Here is a 15,242-nt window from a genome sequence, read left to right on the forward strand (position 1 = left end):
CGCGGATTTGGGCTTCGCTCAGGCGCCGCGCTGGCTTGCCGATCCGGGCTCCGCTTTGATCAAGTGGAGCCCGGATCAGCCCTCAGGTCTGTAGCCCCAGGCCAGGATGTGCTTGCCCGCGTTCGCGAGGGCGGGGAACGTCTGCAGGCGCCGTTCGGTGGCCAGGAAGGCCGCCTCGTCGTCGCGGATCGCCTCCTCGCACGGGCCGCGCCCCAGGGCGCTGACGGACATGAGGATGCCGCAGGCGTCGATGCGAATGAGGCCGGCGCGGGCCATGACGCCGCGGATCTGGTCCGCATCGAACAGGTGGAGGGCGGAGCGGCGGCCCGCATAGGCGAAGACGCCGCGCTGCTCCTCAAGGCGCAGCACCGCCTCGTCCGGCCGTTTCAGGCGCAGCAGCTCGAAGGTCAGGGCGACGCTGGAATCCACCATCACGCAGACGAGGCCCCCTGGTCGGACCCACTCGACGAACCGCCGCATCATCGCGTCGGGATCGGGCGCGTATTGCAGCGATCCCATCGCCAGCACGGCCCCGGCCCGGCCCGGCTCGATTTCCGCCGCCTCCATGGTCTGCGGCAGCAGGGTGAAACCGGTCCGGCCCGCGAGCTTGGCCGTCAGCACATCCTGCATCGCGCCCGAAGGTTCGATCCCCGTCACCGCATGGCCGAGGGGAAGCAGGCGCTCCACGGTGCGGCCCGTCCCGCAGCCCACATCCACGATTCCATCGGGCCCGGGCGGCAATAGAGCCGCGACGCGCTCCCAGCTCAGCTGCTCGTAGATCCGTCGCAGGGGTTCCGAGTCGAAGCGCCGGTCGTAATCCGCCGCGAAAGCATCGTAGAGCGCCACCGTCTCGGGAGCGTTCGGCGTCGTGCTCACAGGCAGGCTTCCTTGATCAAGGTCGCGACGCGGCGGACATCCCGCAGCGCCAGCCCCTCGTGCAGGGGCAGGGAGACGATCCGCGCGCTGACATCATCGGTGACCGGCAGATCGCCACGAAGGCAGGTCTCCCGGAAATAGGGTTGGTCACCCAGGTGCGGCGCATAATACGTCCCGAGTTCGATGCCCGCCTGCGCGGCTCGGCGGATCAGCGCGGCGCGTCCGCCAGGCACCGAGCGCGGCAACAGGGCCGGCAGGAAGACATGCGCCTGGGACACGGCGCGACAGTCCTGGAACATCAGTTCGGGCAGCAGCGCCCGATAGGCCCCCGCGAGGGTCTCGCGATGAAGCAGGATGTCCGGCATGGCCTCGATCCGGGCGAGGCCCATGGCGGCCGTCACCTCGTTCATCTTGGCATTGAGGCCGGGCATGATCGCCGAGCGCGCGCCGTCGAAACCGAAATTGGCCATGGCCCGCAATCCCAAGATGCGGTCGGGATCGGCCGAGTAGACGAACCCGCCCTCGAGGGTCGCGAAGGGCTTGGTCGCGTGCATCGAGAACACGCTCGGTGCGCGCCAGCCCGTGCCGACGCTCAGTCCGTCCGCGTCTCGCGTGCCCACGGCCGCCGCGGCATCGACGACGATGGCAGCCCCGATCGACGCCGCCAGTCCCTCGTAGTGCGCGCGATCGACGGGACATCCGAAGGTGGTGCAGGGGACGATCACCGCGATGGCTTCGCCGTAGCGCTCGACCAGGGCGCGCTCCGCCTCCGGGCAGGCGATCCAGGATTCCGGGTCGATATCGCAGAGCAGTGGCGTCAACCCGCACCACAGGGCCGCGTGCGCCGTGGCCGCGAAGGTGAAGGCCGGCATGAGCGCGTAGGCCGGCGCGCGCCGTGCCGCCGGGTGGCGCGCGGCATCGACGGCTTGGCGGATCGCCAGCATCAGGCCCAGGGTGGCGTTGCACACCGTGACGCAGGCGCCGCTTCCCCCGAACAGATCCCGGACCAGCGCCTGCTCGAGCCGCGTGTTCACGGGCCCGTAATTGCTGAAGCGTCCGGAGGGCTCGATGGCCTCCAACTCTCGCGTCATCGCGCTGAGGCGTGGCGGATTGGGCTGTATGAGCCGGATGGGTGACGCCGGATGCGTCGCTATGCTCTCGGGAGGATCCAGCACCGGATCAGTGAACACAGGACCAGAAATTGAGTCGGCTCCCGAAAACCGTATCCGACGCGACAGGACCTGTGTGGCGAAACAGATTGCGATGCGCGACGTGGCGTGTTGGTTAGCCCATCCGTACAGAGGCGGAGCTTTACACGCCAGGGCTCGGCGGCCGGTATCCCTTGCTTGTGATCGAGGTGATATTCCAGAAAGAATAGAGTTCTACACTATAGAAATACGGTTTGATACGATTTTATAAGGAAAAATGCATTGCCGCGAGAGAGAGCGGGGCATTCCAAAAAGGTCGATCAAGTATCTTCCGTAAGATAAAAATTTTTCTTTGCGAAAATTGATCGCTCGCAATCTGAGCGTTTCGTTCATCGCACGTGCGCTTGCATGACGCGCGCATCCCCGCGCGCGTCGAAACGACGGCGCCTTTTCGTCGAGTCGGTGCGGACAGGGACCGTGCCGGCGAAGCGTTGCCGTCACGACAGGGTCGAGGTCGCGCGATCGGCGCGATCCCCACCCCGGATGCGTCAGCGGCGCCGGCGTGCGGAGCCGGTGACCTGCGTCGTGGCCTGCGAGGCCTGTGCCATCGCGGCGGCGCGGTCGTCCTCGTTCGCGGCCGCCCAGGCCTTGTCGTACAGCGCGATGATCCACTCGTCCTTTCGGCCCTGGGCGGCCTGCCGGGCGAGGGACAGCCACATCAGCCCGCGGGCGCGCTGGGCCGGTACGCCCTGGCCGTTGACCAGCATCTGGCCGAGCAGGGCCTGGGCGGGGGCATGGCCCTTCTCGGCGGCGAGGTTGAACCAGCGCGCGGCCTGGCGCGCGTCGGTGTCGACGCCGGTGCCGTCGAGGTAGAGCCGGCCGAGGTTGTACTGCGCGTTCGGGTCCCCGAAATACGACGCCGCGTAGTTGAACATGTCGTAGGCGCGCTCGGGGTTCGCGCGCACGTAGGTGCCTTTGATCCCATCGAGGAAGTAGGCGCCCAAAGCCGTGAAGGCGCTCGCCACAACGCCCGAGTTCTGGGCGTCCGGTCCGTCGTCCGTAGTGTCGTCGGCGATGCGGGAGAAGAACTCGAAGGCCTTGAGGTCGTCGTGGGGCACGCCGTCGCCCTCGGCATACATGCGACCGAGTTTCCACAGCGCCAGAGCGTGGCCCTGGTCGGCGGCGTATTCGAGAGCGCGAGCCGCGCCTTCCTTGTCGCCCGCATTGTAGTCGCGCACGCCCATCCGCAGCGCCTCGCGGGCGTTGCGGTAGCTGCCGCCGGGCACCGGCGTCCGGGCTGTGGCGTCGAGGGCCGCCGCCGGAAGGGTGCCCACGAGCATCACGAGTCCCGCCGCCGCGGCGAGCCGTCGGCCCAGGCGCGCCAGCGGCCGATCCCGGGCGGCCCGCGCCGGCCGCATGGCGCGGCCGTGGGCTGTCCTAGATGTCCGCATAGGTGTGCGTCTCCTCGGCGCCGCCCGGATGGGTCACCGCGCCGTTCACCGCCGGACCGACGGTCTGCTGGTACTTCCACAGGTAGCCGGAGGTGGCCGAGTTGGTGCGCGGGCTCCAGGCGGCCCGGCGCGCGGCGAATTCCTCATCGGAGACCGCCACGTCGAGGGTGCCGTGAATCGCGTCGAGGGTGATGACGTCGCCGTCGCGGATCAGGCCGATCGGGCCGCCCACCGCCGCCTCGGGCCCGACATGGCCGACGCAGAAGCCGCGGGTGGCGCCAGAGAAGCGACCGTCGGTGATCAGCGCGACCTTGTCGCCCATGCCCTGGCCATAGAGCGCCGCCGTGGTGGAGAGCATCTCGCGCATCCCCGGGCCGCCCTTCGGGCCCTCGTAGCGGATGACCAGAACCTCGCCTTCCTTGTAGGTGCGCTCCTGCACCGCCTCGAAGCAGGCCTCCTCACCATCGAACACCCGGGCCGGGCCGGTGAAAACCTGCTTCTCCTCCGACATGCCCGCGACCTTCACGATGGCGCCCTCGGGGGCGAGGTTGCCGCGCAGGCCGACGACGCCGCCGGTGGGGGTCAAGGGCGTGGCGGCGGAGCGAACGACGTCCTGGTCCGGGTTCCAGTGCACCCGCTCCATGTTCTCGGCCATGGTGCGGCCCGTGACCGTCATGCAGTCGCCATGCATGAAACCGTGGTCGAGGAGCGTCTTCATCAGGAGCGGGATGCCCCCGACCTCGAACATGTCCTTGGCGACGTAGCGCCCGCCCGGCTTCAGGTCCGCGATGTAGGGGGTGCGCTTGAAAATCTCGGCGACATCGAACAGGTCGAACTTGATGCCGCATTCGTGGGCGATCGCCGGCAGGTGCAGGGCCGCGTTGGTGGAGCCACCGGAGGCTGCGACGGCGGCCGCCGCGTTCTCGAGGCTCTTGCGGGTGACGATGTCGCGCGGGCGGATGTTCTTGGCGATGAGTTCCATCACCTTCTCGCCGGCCGTCATGCAGAATCTGTCGCGGATCTCGTAGGGGGCCGGGGCGCCGGCCGAGTACGGCAGCGCGAGGCCCATGGCCTCGGAGACGGTGGCCATGGTGTTGGCGGTGAACTGGGCGCCGCAGGCCCCGGCCGAGGGACAGGCGACCTGCTCCAGTTCGTCGAGGTCGTCGAGGCTCATGTCGCCCACGGCGACCTTGCCGACAGCCTCGAACAGGTCCTGCACGGTGACCGGCCGGCCGCGGAACGAGCCGGGCAGGATCGAGCCGCCATAGATGAAGATCGACGGCACGTTGAGGCGCACCATGGCCATCATCATGCCGGGCAGGGACTTGTCGCAGCCGGCCAGTCCCACGAGGGCGTCGTAGGCGTGACCGCGCATGGTCAGCTCGACGGAATCGGCGATGACCTCGCGGGAGGGCAGCGAGGCGCGCATGCCGGCGTGGCCCATGGCGATGCCGTCCGTCACCGTGATGGTGCAGAACTCGCGCGGGGTGCCGTTGGCGGCCGAGACGCCCTTCTTCACCGCCTGCGCCTGGCGCATCAGCGAGATGTTGCAGGGGGCGGCCTCGTTCCAGCAGGAGGCGACGCCCACCAGCGGCTGGTGAATCTGCTCGCGGGTCAGGCCCATGGCATAGAGGTACGAGCGGTGGGGCGCGCGCTCGGGCCCCTCCGTGACATGGCGGCTCGGAAGCTTCGACTTGTCGGTTTTACGCGCGTCCATCGTCTGTCTCGCCGCCCCGGCCTGCTACGCTTCGATTGACTTCAGGGCGCCCGCGGGCACGGGATCGCACGTGCCCCATGGGGCAAGCGCGCGACTCCCGGGAGCCGAACTTCGGAAAGCATCTGAACTCTGCGGTAAATCGTTGGGGGGACTATCGTTTACCGCGCTTCCTGAGGTGGTCCCGGTTTATGGCGGGATCGCGGCGGAGGCTGGGGGCTCCCAAGGCAAAGTCTGGATGCTTTCGCGGTGTTGCGACCCCGCCACAGCCACGCTTCGGGCCGGGGCCGGGCCGGGCCATCGGTCCGTGCCGCGTGTGCGAATGAACCGTCGAGCGGCCCTACGTCATCAAACGCCGCGCTTTACCGAACCAAATCTGTACATGAGGTGTTTCAACGCATCGAACGCGGAGAACACGGAACATGAAGCTGCTCGGTGGAATGGTGGTGGTCGGCCTCACCTTGATGGGACCGGCCCTCGCGCAGCCCTACGGCGACCGCGACTACGGCTCCCGCGACCGGGGTTCCCGCTACGAGGGGCGCGACGACGGCTATCGTGAGCGCGGTTCCCGCTACGACGACCGCGACGACCGCCGCCGGGCCTCGGACGACGAGGGTCGCGGGCGCCGCGACCGCGGACGGGAATACGGGTTCGACGAGCGCGAGTACCTGCGCTGCAATCCCGACGTCCGCCGCGCGGTCGAGCAGGGCCAGATGCCCTCGGCCGCTGTCCACTACCGGAATTTCGGTCGCAAGGAGGGGCGGCGCCTCAGCTGCTGAGGGCCGTGACCGGGAGCGGCTGCGCGGGGCGCGCACCGCGTGACACATCCGCACCGGGGACACGCTCCCCGGTGGAACTCCCCGCGACGGTGAAGGTTCGGCTCGTGACAACCGGAGCCTGTGCCCCATGAAGATCGTCACCGTCGCGGACCTCATCGTCGACACCCTCGACCAAGCCGGCATCCAGCGCATCTACGGCATCGTCGGTGACAGCCTGAACGGCCTCACCGAGTCCCTCCGGGTACGAGGCACCATCGACTGGGTGCATGTCCGGCACGAGGAGGTGGCGGCCTTCGCGGCGGGGGCCGACAGCCAGCTTTCGGGCAAGCTCGCGGTCTGCGCCGGGTCCTGCGGACCGGGCCATGTCCATCTCATCAACGGCCTCTACGATTGCCACCGCACCCGTACCCCGGTGCTGGCCATCGCGGCGCACATCCCCACCGCCGAGATCGGCTCGGGCTATTTCCAGGAGACGCATCCGGGCGAGCTGTTCCGCGAGTGCAGCCACTATTGCGAGATGGTGGGCGACGCCTCGCAACTGCCGCAGGTGCTGGAGAACGCCATGCGGGCGGCGATCGGCCTCTCCGGCGTCGCCGTGGTGATCATCCCCGGCGACGTCGCCCTGATGGATGCGCCCACCCGCGGCGTCGCCCCCAATGCCGGGCTGATCCCGCCCCGGCCCGTGGTGCGCCCCGCCGAGACCGAGCTGAACGCGCTGGCCGACCTCCTCAACGGCTCGGAGCGGATCACCCTGCTGTGCGGGCGCGGCTGCGCGGGAGCACATGCCGAGCTGCTCCGGCTTGCCGAGGCCCTGAAGAGCCCGATCGTGCACGCGCTCGGCGGCAAGGACGTGGTCGAGTACGACAACCCCTACGATGTTGGCATGACGGGGCTGATCGGGTTCTCCTCGGGCTACGCCGCGATGATGTCCTGCGACACGCTGCTGATGCTCGGCACCGATTTCCCCTATCGGCAGTTCTACCCGCAGGACGCCAAGATCGCCCAGGTCGATATCCGCCCGGGCCAACTCGGGCGCCGCTGCAAGCTCGACCTCGGCCTCGTGGGCCATGTCGATGACACCCTGCGGGCGCTGCTGCCGAAGCTCACCGTCAAGAGCGAGCGCAAGCATCTCGATGCCGCCCTGAAGCACTACGCCAAGGCGCGGGAGGACCTCGACGATCTTGCGACCGGCGCGCCGGCCAAGGGCTGGTTCGGCCTCAAATCGGCCAAGCAGCCGATCCACCCGCAATACCTGACGAAGCTCGTCAGCGAGGCGGCCGCCGACGACGCGGTGTTCACGGCCGATGTCGGCACCCCGACGATCTGGGCGGCCCGCTACCTGAAGATGAACGGCCGGCGCCGGCTCATCGGCTCCTGGGTCCACGGATCGATGGCCAACGCCATGGCGCAGGGCATCGGCGCGCAATCGGCCTATCCCGAACGGCAGGTCGTCTCGCTCTCCGGCGATGGCGGTTTCGCCATGCTGATGGGCGACCTCCTCACCTTGCGCCAGCACAAGCTGCCCCTCAAGATCGTGGTCTACAACAACGGCACCCTCGGCTTCGTCGAGCTGGAGATGAAGGCCGCCGGCTACATCGAGACCGGCGTGTCCCTGGACAACCCGGATTTCGCCGCCATGGCCCGCGGCGCCGGCATCCACGCGGTCCGGGTCGAGGACCCGGCCGAGCTGGAGGCGGCCGTGCGCGAGGTGATGGCCCATCCGGGGCCGGCCCTCCTCGACTGCGTGGTCGCCCGGCAGGAACTCTCCATGCCCCCGAAGATCGACGGTAAGCAGGTGAAGGGCTTCAGCCTCTACGTGCTGCGTGCCGTGATGAGCGGGCGCGGGGATTCCGTGCTCGATCTGGCCAAGACCAATCTTCTGCGGTGAGGGCTCGACCCGGGTCGTCCCGTCGACCTACCGGGTCAGATCGACCCGGTAGCGATAGGCATCGCCCCGGAACAGGCCCTCGACATACTCGACCATGACGGCGTCCCGATTGTAGCTGTGCCGCTTGATCAGCAGGCAGGGCAGCGGCTTCTCGAACGCGAAGATCTCGGATTCCTCCGCATTCGGCATGGTCGCCTCCACCGTCTGCTCGCAGCGCACGAGGCGGCCCGCCTCGTGCTGGGCCAGGAAGGCGTAGACCGAGCCCGAGAGGTCGGCGCCTTCGAGGGCGGGCACGGCCCGGATGTTGTACCAGGCGACCTCCCGCGACATCGGCACGCCGTCGCCGGAGCGGACCCGCGTGAGCTTTAGGAACGGGGCTGTGGACGGGAGGCCGAAGATCGAGGCGATCGAGCGGTCCTCCGCGACCGCGCGCTCCAGGATTCGCGAGGAGGGCACCTTTCCGAGTTCCCGCATCTCCTCGGTGAAGCCCTTGAGGCGGTCCATGCCGGGCCGCACGGGCTCCGGACGGCGACGCACGAGGAAGCCGGAGCGGCCACGCGGCAGGAGAAGCTCGTCCTCGCTGAGCTCGGCATAGGCGCGCTGGACCGTGACGCGGCTGACGCCCAGACTGTCGGCCAGCTGGCGTTCCGCCGGCAGGATGACGCCGGGCGGCAGAGTGCCCGACACGATCAGGTCGCGCAGCTGTCCCTCGATCTGCCGATAGAGGGGCATCGCGGTATCGTCCCGAAGCCGCAGGAGGGACAGCACCGAGGGGCGATCGCTGACAGCGAGATCCGGCTCGACATCGCCATGTCCCGTCCGATTTTTCCGGCGCACGTTTAACCGACCTCCTGTACCAGACGTTCATAGCGGATCGGGCCGGGGTGCTCCATGCGGGTCTTCGTCGTAGGCAGTTTCGTGATCGCCTGTTCCGTGAAGGTCGCGCGGTTGCCGCAGGCGGGGGAATCCCTCGGAGGCTCCGCCTTCCTCGCGGAGCCGGGCGGGAAGGGCTTCAACCTCGCGCTGGCTGCGCACCGCCTCGGCCTCGACGTGGACGGGATCTTCGCCGTCGGCGAGGACGTCTTCTCCCCCGTCGTCCGGTCGACCTTCGCGCGGGTCGGCTTCTCGACCGACATGCTGGTGCCGCATGTGGGCTCGACGGGGGCCGGGGTCGCCTTCGTCGATCCAATCGGTGAGAACTGCCTCGCGGTCTGCCTCGGTGCCAATCTCGCCCTCACGGCGGAGGACGTCCGGGGATTCGCCCCGCGCCTGCAGGACTCGGATCTCGTCGCCGCGACGTTCGAATCCCCGGACGCGCCGATCCGGGAGGCCTTCACCCTGGCGCGAGCCCGGGGCATCCGCACGCTGCTCAATCCCTCTCCCGTCCGCGCCCTCGATCCCGCGATCCTGGCCGAGACGACGATCCTCGTCCTCAACGCCGTCGAGGCGGCCGAGCTCGGCCTCGGTCATCCCGACTGCATCGCCCAGGCGCGGAGCGCGACGCCCGCCATCGCGGCCCTGCTCGATGGCGGCCTCGAACTGCTCGTCGTGACGCTGGGCGTGCGGGGTGCCGTCGCGTTCCGCCCGGACTCGCCGCCCCTCCGCCAACCGGCCTTCGCGGTCGCGGCCGTCGATACGGTGGGAGCGGGCGACGCCTTCGGCGCCGGCCTCATCGCGGGCCTGCTCGACGGAAGGCCGTTGGAGGGCGTTCTCCGGCAGGCGGCCGCCTGCGGTGCGCTCGCCACCTGCCGGTTCGGAGCCTTCGATGCGTTCCCGAGCGCGCGTGACCTGGACCTCTTCCTGGACCGGCCCCCGACCTGAGCGCGGCTCCCTCCGATGCCCCGCTCCTTTTAGGGCCCGGCGAACTTCAGCAATGGGTCGGCTGCCCGCTGAAGATCGAGAGCGAGGCGATGATGCTGAGCAGCTCCGCCTGCCGCTTGGTGCCCGTCTTGTGGAAGATCGAGGTGAGCTGGGTGCGCACCGTGCTGGTCTGTACGCCGGCGCTGGCCGCGTAGGATTGCAGGCGCAAGCCCCCGGCCAGGGCCTGGAGCAGGCGCGCCTCGGCTGGGGTGAGGTCGAAGAGGAGGTGCAGGAGACCGTCATCCGGAGCGGCCCGCGCGCCTACCTGCACCAGCACGAGGAGAACGGCGGATTCGTCGAAGACGTCGTCTGCGTGCCGATCGAAGCGGAGGATGTGGGCGATGTGCGTGCGGTGCCCCGCATAGGTGCGCACCGGCATGGTCTGCACGATGCTGCGGCCCTCGACGACGTTGGCGATCGCATCCTGCAGGAATTTGCTGTTGGTCAGACTCTTGAACACGAGGCCGCCGGTGTGACCGGTGGGCAGGACCTCGTCCCGTTCGTGGAGGCGGGCGTTCATGGTCAGTGCCCGTCCGGACGCAGACAGGATTGCGGCCGGGAGCCCGATCCGGTTCAACGCCGACGCGGTGACGCGTGCGCGCTCGGAGCCGAACTGGGCGCTGAGCTGGCAGGCCCGAACGAGGTGTGGCCGCAAAGCGTCCAACCGCGGCAGAAAACCGGCCTCGTGCGGCCCCGCGTCGGCGTGGCGCTCGACCGTGACGATCGCGACCTCGCCGCTGGGGAGCGGGATCGTCGTGCCCACCTGCCAGGATCGCGCCTCGGCCTGGCAGCTCCTTGTGTCGAGGAAGGCCGGCATCAGGTCGACATCGCGCACGAAGCCCGCATGAGCCAGCGCGCGCCACTGTGCCAGGCGCCCGCTGCCTCGCCACGACGTCGCCGTGTGCTGCCGCATCCGGTGCTCGAGGGTCGGAGAGACGATCCAACGGGGCCTTCCGACCGGTGGAAGCACCGTCAGCACGCCGCCATCCGAATTCGTCGTGTCCGCGAGGCACTGGAGGACATCGGGCCAGAGTTCCGGCGTACCGGCAGCCTCGTAGATCCGATCGATGAGTGCTTCGTGCACGGCCCGCCCCAAGCTGAACTGACTGATCGCAATCAGTCCAATATCAGTCCAAAATTGACGAAGGTATCCTCCAAACGGGGGATGTGCCTGGTTCGGCCGGCGCCGGTGAAGCCCCGCCGGGTGTTGCGCGGCCTCATTTCGGCGCCGAGCATGCTGGGCTCCCCGGCATCCCAAGCACCGATCGCTTCGTCGGAAACCCCTGCAACGGTGATGTTTTCTCGGCCGGCGCCCGGTCCGGTCCGTCCGGATCGCCCCGGGCCTCGGGCCTCCAGGACGCCGATGATGTCGCCCTCCGCCGGACGGAGGATGCCGCTTTCCGGGGCATCGCTAAACTGTCCGAAACTGGAGGAACCCGCCATGAGACTGTTGATTGCCTGCTCGATCGTCGTTGTCTCCTGCATCGCCGCACGGGCCGACGAGTTGAACGATATGCCCGATATCGCCTGCGCGCAGGCATCGTCGGCCCTGGAGCGCGCGCAGATCGGTTGCTCGGACGCGAACCTCGCGTCGGTCGATCCGCGGACGGGCGGGTCTCCGCGCGAGCGCTCCGAGGACGACGGCGCCAAAGCCAACTAGGCGCGTTCGCCGCGCCATGAGCGTCATCGCGACGGCCCTGCTCTCCGGAGCGAGCCTCGGCCTGTCCATCGCCGCGCCGATCGGCCCGACCAGCCTGCTCTGTGTCCAGCGAACCCTGTCGGGCGGCCTGCCGACGGGGCTCGCCACCGGTCTCGGGGTCGCCACCGTGCATCTGACCTACGGGACACTGGTGGCGGGGTGGGGTGCGGACCTGGCCACGGCCTGGTCGAACGTGGCCGTGCTCTCCCTGGTCTCGGGGACGGTGCTGCTCGCCCTCGCTGTCCGGGTCCTGCGCAGCGTCACGGTCCTGCGCCAAGAAGGCGAGCGCCAAGAAGGCGAGCGCCGCCGCACCCTCGCGGCGAGCTACGGCAGCGCCATCGGGCTCGCCCTGGCGAACCCCGTCACGCCCGTCCTGTTCCTCGCGGCGATGCCGGCCCTCCTCGCCCACGGGGCCGCTCCGCTTCCGGTGCTGGTGGCCGGCGTGTTCCTGGGCTCCCTCGCCTGGTGGGTCACCCTCAACACCGCGGTGTCCCTGTTCCGGGGCTGTGTGACCAGCCACGTGCTCCAGCGGATGAACAAGGCCGCCGGCCTCCTCCTCGCCGCCCTGGCGCTGAGCCTCCTGGCCAAGGGGCTGGTGGGCAGCCTGGACGGGCCACCTTATCGGGGAATCGGCGGGGCCGTCGTTGTGGCGGGCTCGGACCGGCCCTGACGCCGCACCCCGCCCTCGGGGACCATTGCCCGACCTCACTCGGTGCCTTCAACGTGGACGCCAAGCTGGATCTCGGCTTCCGGGCGCGCGTCGAACCGCCCCTGCCCCGCGCGAAACCGGTTCCCCCGTCCCGCCCGATGCTCTAAACCCAGGCCAACCATAGAACACTTCCAAAGCGGCCGGCGGGGCGTCCCGATGGGCGCGGGACCAGGGAACGCCATGCGCATCGGACTGTTCGTGCCGTGCTACGTCGACGCCTTCGAGCCTGAGGTGGGGATCGCCACGCTGGAATTGCTGGAGCGCTTCGGCCTCGACGTGGACTACCCCTTCGACCAGACCTGCTGCGGCCAGCCGATGACCAACACCGGCTGCCACGCGGAGGCCGCCGCCACAGAGGCGCTGTTCGTCAAGAATTTCTCGGGCTTCGACTACGTCGTGGCCCCATCCGGATCCTGCGTGCACCAGGTGCGCGAGCACCTCACGGCGATTCCGCAGACCGACGAGGTGAAGGCCGTGCGGGCCAAGACCTTCGAACTGGTCGAGTTCCTGCACGACATCCTCAAGGTCGAGGAATTCCCCTGGGCGGAGTTCCCGCACCGGGTCGGCTACCACGGCAACTGCAACGCCCTGCGGGGCATCCACCATGCCCGGCCGTCCGAACTGAACAAGCCGTTCTTCTCCAAGCCCCTCGACCTCCTGAAGAAGGTCAAGGGCATCGAGATCGTGGCCCCGGCCCGGCCCGACGAGTGCTGCGGCTTTGGCGGCACCTTCTCGGTGTTCGAGCCCGCCGTCTCGGCCAAGATGGGCTACGACAAGGTCTCGGACCACGCTCAGGCCGGGGCCGAGTACGTCGTCTCGGCCGATTCGTCCTGCATGATGCATCAGAAGGGCTGCGCCGAGCGGATCGGCGTGCCCCTCAAGTTCATTCACATCGCCCGCATCCTCAATGGAGCGACCGCATGAGTGCGTCCGACGAACTCCGTCCTCGGGACGAGGCCCGCCGCGACGGCGTGATCCATCCGGAGGTGCTGGCCGGCAACGACGAGAGCGAACGCGGCCAGGACGGCCGGCGCCTCCAGCACGCCGAGGGCGCCTCGCGGCCGATCTCGGCCAAAGCGCCCCGGGAGCCGCAGCCGCGCGGCGCCAAGATCCGCGGCGATCGGCCGATCGATCAGGCCGAGGCCGCCGAGCGCTTCCTCGCGGCGCCCATGCACCAGAAGGCGCACGACGCGAGGCTCTGGGACCTGCGCACCAAGCGCGACACGGCCGCCTTCGGCATCCCGGAATGGGAAGAGCTGCGCGAGCTCGCCTCGCAGATCAAGACCCACACCTTGGCCAACCTCGACCGCTACCTCGAACAGTTCGAGGCGCAGGCCAAAGCCAACGGCGTCCACGTGCATTGGGCCGCCGACGGCGCCGAGCACAACCGCATCGTCCACGGCATCCTCAAGGATCACGGCGCAAAATCGCTGATCAAGTCGAAGTCGATGCTCACCGAGGAATGCGGCTTTCGGCACTACATGGCCGGCACCGGCATTGAGGTGATCGAGACCGATCTCGGCGAGCGCATCCAGCAGCTCGACAACGAGGAGCCGAGCCACGTGGTGGTGCCGGCCGTGCACAAGACCCGCTTCGACGTGGCCGAGGTCTTCTCCCGCACCATGGGAACCGACCCGGAGAACGACGATGCCCATTATCTGGCCGAGAGTCAGCGCATGCACACGCGCCCGCTCATCCTGGAGGCGGATGCCGGGCTGACCGGCTGCAACTTCGCCATCGCGGAGACCGGCACGGTGGTGACCTGCACCAACGAGGGCAATGCCGATCTCTCGGGCAACGTGCCCAAGCTCCAGATTCATTCCATCGGCATCGAGAAGCTGATCCCGCGCATCGAGCATCTCGGCGTGTTCCTGCGCCTGCTCTCGCGCTCGGCGCTGGGCTCGCCCATCACTCAGTACACCTCGCATTTCCGCGCGCCCCGCAAGGGCACCGAGATGCACATGGTGCTGGTCGACAATGGCCGTTCCGAGCGGCTCGGGATGGAGGAGTTCTGGACCTCGCTGAAATGCATCCGCTGCGGCGCCTGCATGAACACCTGCCCGGTCTACCGGCGCTCGGGGGGGCTCTCCTACGGGGCCACCTATTCGGGGCCGATCGGACTGATCATCGACCCGACCTTCAACAAGCGGAAGTATTCGACGCTGCCGTTCTCCTCGACGATGAACGGCTCCTGCACCAACGTCTGCCCGGTCAAGATCAACATCCACGAGCAGATCTTCGCTTGGCGCAAGGTCCTGGCCGAGGAGCACCACATCCCGCTGCTCAAGCAGGGCATGATGAAGGCGGCGGGCCAGGTGCTGAGCCGCCCGGCCACCTATCGCGCCGCCATCGGGGCCGCCGATTCCGCCCTCAAGGTGCTGCCGCGTTTTGCCGTCTACAACCCGCTCAACACCTGGGGGAAGGGCCGCGAGATGCCGGAAGCCCCGCGCCAGACCTTCCACGCCTGGTACAGGCAGAACCGCATGACGAAGGCGGGCGGCAAGAAGACCGAGGGGATCAAGTGAGCGTCCGCGAAGACACCCTCGCCCGCATCCGCCGGAACCGCCCGGCCGGCGCGCATCCGCTGCCGGAGGTGCCACTCTTCGCGCCGCTCGTTGGCGACGATCACGTCGCGGAGTTCGGCGAGCGCTTGAAGCGTATGGGCGGGCGGCTCGCCGAAGCGACCTCCGGCGACGACCTTTTCGCCAGCGTGCGCGAGCGCCTCGACGGGGCGACGGTCATCGCCTCCGCCGTGCCGGAATTCGCGGGCAACCGCGATCTTGCCGCCGTCGCCCGGCCGCAGGACCTCGCCGACGTCGACGTCGCCATCGTGCGGGCGGTGTTCGGGGTCGCCGAGACCGGCTCGGTTCTGTTCACGCAGGCCGAATTACAGGTGAACGCCGTCGCCTACCTCGCCCAGCACCTCGTCGTGCTCCTCGACCCGGCCGACATCCTCGTGAACATCCAGGCGGCCTACCGTCGCCCGGATTTCGCCCGCGCCGATTACGCCGTGCTCCACACCGGCCCCTCGGCCACCGCCGACATCGAGGGCGTGCTGATCCACGGCGCGCAGGGGGTGCGCTCGCTCACCGTGATCTTGACGCCCCGAACCTGACAT

Annotated in this window: 15 protein-coding genes; 8 read left to right on the forward strand and 7 right to left on the reverse strand. The window is 68.9% G+C overall.

The genetic code is table 11. The features are described 5' to 3' along the window. Positions 1 to 75: 75 nt before the first annotated feature. From MKK58_RS23775 to ilvD, 4 genes are all read right to left on the reverse strand, one after another. On the reverse strand, positions 76 to 876 hold the full coding sequence (locus MKK58_RS23775; RefSeq protein WP_243915429.1) for a class I SAM-dependent methyltransferase: 801 nt from the start codon (positions 874 to 876) through the stop codon (positions 76 to 78). Beyond that, complete coding sequence (locus MKK58_RS23780; RefSeq protein WP_243915430.1) at positions 873 to 1,967, reverse strand: DegT/DnrJ/EryC1/StrS family aminotransferase; 1,095 nt, start codon at positions 1,965 to 1,967, stop codon at positions 873 to 875. The genes MKK58_RS23775 and MKK58_RS23780 overlap by 4 nt, the downstream gene beginning before the upstream one ends. Before the next feature lie 605 nt (positions 1,968 to 2,572). Beyond that, positions 2,573 to 3,475 (reverse strand): tetratricopeptide repeat protein, encoded by a 903-nt coding sequence (locus MKK58_RS23785; protein ID WP_243915431.1) that lies wholly within the window; start codon positions 3,473 to 3,475, stop codon positions 2,573 to 2,575. Beyond that, entirely contained in the window at positions 3,462 to 5,192 is a 1,731-nt protein-coding gene (ilvD, locus tag MKK58_RS23790; protein WP_243915432.1) for a dihydroxy-acid dehydratase, read from the reverse strand. The genes MKK58_RS23785 and ilvD overlap by 14 nt, the downstream gene beginning before the upstream one ends. Positions 5,193 to 5,611: 419 nt before the next feature. Between ilvD and MKK58_RS23795 the strand changes: the two genes are divergently transcribed. Together MKK58_RS23795 and poxB are read left to right on the forward strand one after the other, a co-directional pair. Further along, positions 5,612 to 5,968 carry a hypothetical protein gene (locus MKK58_RS23795; protein ID WP_243915433.1) on the forward strand — a complete coding sequence of 119 codons (357 nt, stop codon included), beginning with the start codon at positions 5,612 to 5,614 and terminating at the stop codon, positions 5,966 to 5,968. 127 nt (positions 5,969 to 6,095) lie between these two features. Continuing rightward, the gene (gene poxB, locus MKK58_RS23800) at positions 6,096 to 7,856 is read left to right on the forward strand and encodes a ubiquinone-dependent pyruvate dehydrogenase (RefSeq protein ID WP_243915434.1); all 1,761 of its coding nucleotides are present in this window, start codon (positions 6,096 to 6,098) and stop codon (positions 7,854 to 7,856) included. A gap of 27 nt (positions 7,857 to 7,883) precedes the next feature. On the opposite strand, the gene MKK58_RS23805 is transcribed toward poxB, so the two are convergent. After that, a complete protein-coding gene (locus MKK58_RS23805) occupies positions 7,884 to 8,588 on the reverse strand; it encodes a GntR family transcriptional regulator (RefSeq protein ID WP_243915435.1) in 705 nt (234 codons plus the stop codon). A 159-nt stretch (positions 8,589 to 8,747) separates the two neighbouring features. Here MKK58_RS23805 and MKK58_RS23810 point away from each other — a divergent pair, with 159 nt between their 5' ends. Then, positions 8,748 to 9,677, forward strand: coding sequence for a ribokinase (locus tag MKK58_RS23810; protein ID WP_243915436.1), 930 nt, complete (start codon positions 8,748 to 8,750; stop codon positions 9,675 to 9,677). 46 nt (positions 9,678 to 9,723) lie between these two features. Here the strand turns inward: MKK58_RS23810 and MKK58_RS23815 are convergent, their stop codons facing one another. Both MKK58_RS23815 and MKK58_RS23820 read right to left on the reverse strand, forming a co-directional pair. Further along, on the reverse strand, positions 9,724 to 10,800 hold the full coding sequence (locus MKK58_RS23815) for a helix-turn-helix transcriptional regulator (protein ID WP_243915437.1): 1,077 nt from the start codon (positions 10,798 to 10,800) through the stop codon (positions 9,724 to 9,726). A 32-nt stretch (positions 10,801 to 10,832) separates the two neighbouring features. Further along, positions 10,833 to 11,201, reverse strand: a complete 369-nt coding sequence (locus MKK58_RS23820; protein WP_243915438.1) for a hypothetical protein — start codon at positions 11,199 to 11,201, stop codon at positions 10,833 to 10,835. A 28-nt stretch (positions 11,202 to 11,229) separates the two neighbouring features. On the opposite strand from MKK58_RS23820, the gene MKK58_RS23825 reads away from it, so the two are divergent. The 5 genes from MKK58_RS23825 (at position 11,230) to MKK58_RS23845 (ending at position 15,239) form a co-directional block, all read left to right on the forward strand. Next, entirely contained in the window at positions 11,230 to 11,376 is a 147-nt protein-coding gene (locus MKK58_RS23825; protein ID WP_243915439.1) for a hypothetical protein, read from the forward strand. A gap of 16 nt (positions 11,377 to 11,392) precedes the next feature. Further along, complete coding sequence (locus MKK58_RS23830; protein ID WP_243915440.1) at positions 11,393 to 12,085, forward strand: LysE family translocator; 693 nt, start codon at positions 11,393 to 11,395, stop codon at positions 12,083 to 12,085. Between the two features lie 219 nt (positions 12,086 to 12,304). Beyond that, positions 12,305 to 13,048: a (Fe-S)-binding protein gene (locus MKK58_RS23835; protein WP_243915441.1), complete on the forward strand. Its 744-nt coding sequence runs from the start codon at positions 12,305 to 12,307 to the stop codon at positions 13,046 to 13,048. Next, positions 13,045 to 14,649, forward strand: coding sequence for a lactate utilization protein B (locus MKK58_RS23840; protein ID WP_243915442.1), 1,605 nt, complete (start codon positions 13,045 to 13,047; stop codon positions 14,647 to 14,649). The genes MKK58_RS23835 and MKK58_RS23840 overlap by 4 nt, the downstream gene beginning before the upstream one ends. After that, on the forward strand, positions 14,646 to 15,239 hold the full coding sequence (locus MKK58_RS23845) for a lactate utilization protein C (RefSeq protein ID WP_243915443.1): 594 nt from the start codon (positions 14,646 to 14,648) through the stop codon (positions 15,237 to 15,239). Before MKK58_RS23840 ends, MKK58_RS23845 begins: the two co-directional genes overlap by 4 nt. The last annotated feature ends 3 nt before the right edge of the window (positions 15,240 to 15,242 follow it).

It is taken from the genome of Methylobacterium sp. J-078 (assembly GCF_022829285.1).
Taxonomy (GTDB): Bacteria; Pseudomonadota; Alphaproteobacteria; order Rhizobiales; family Beijerinckiaceae; genus Methylobacterium.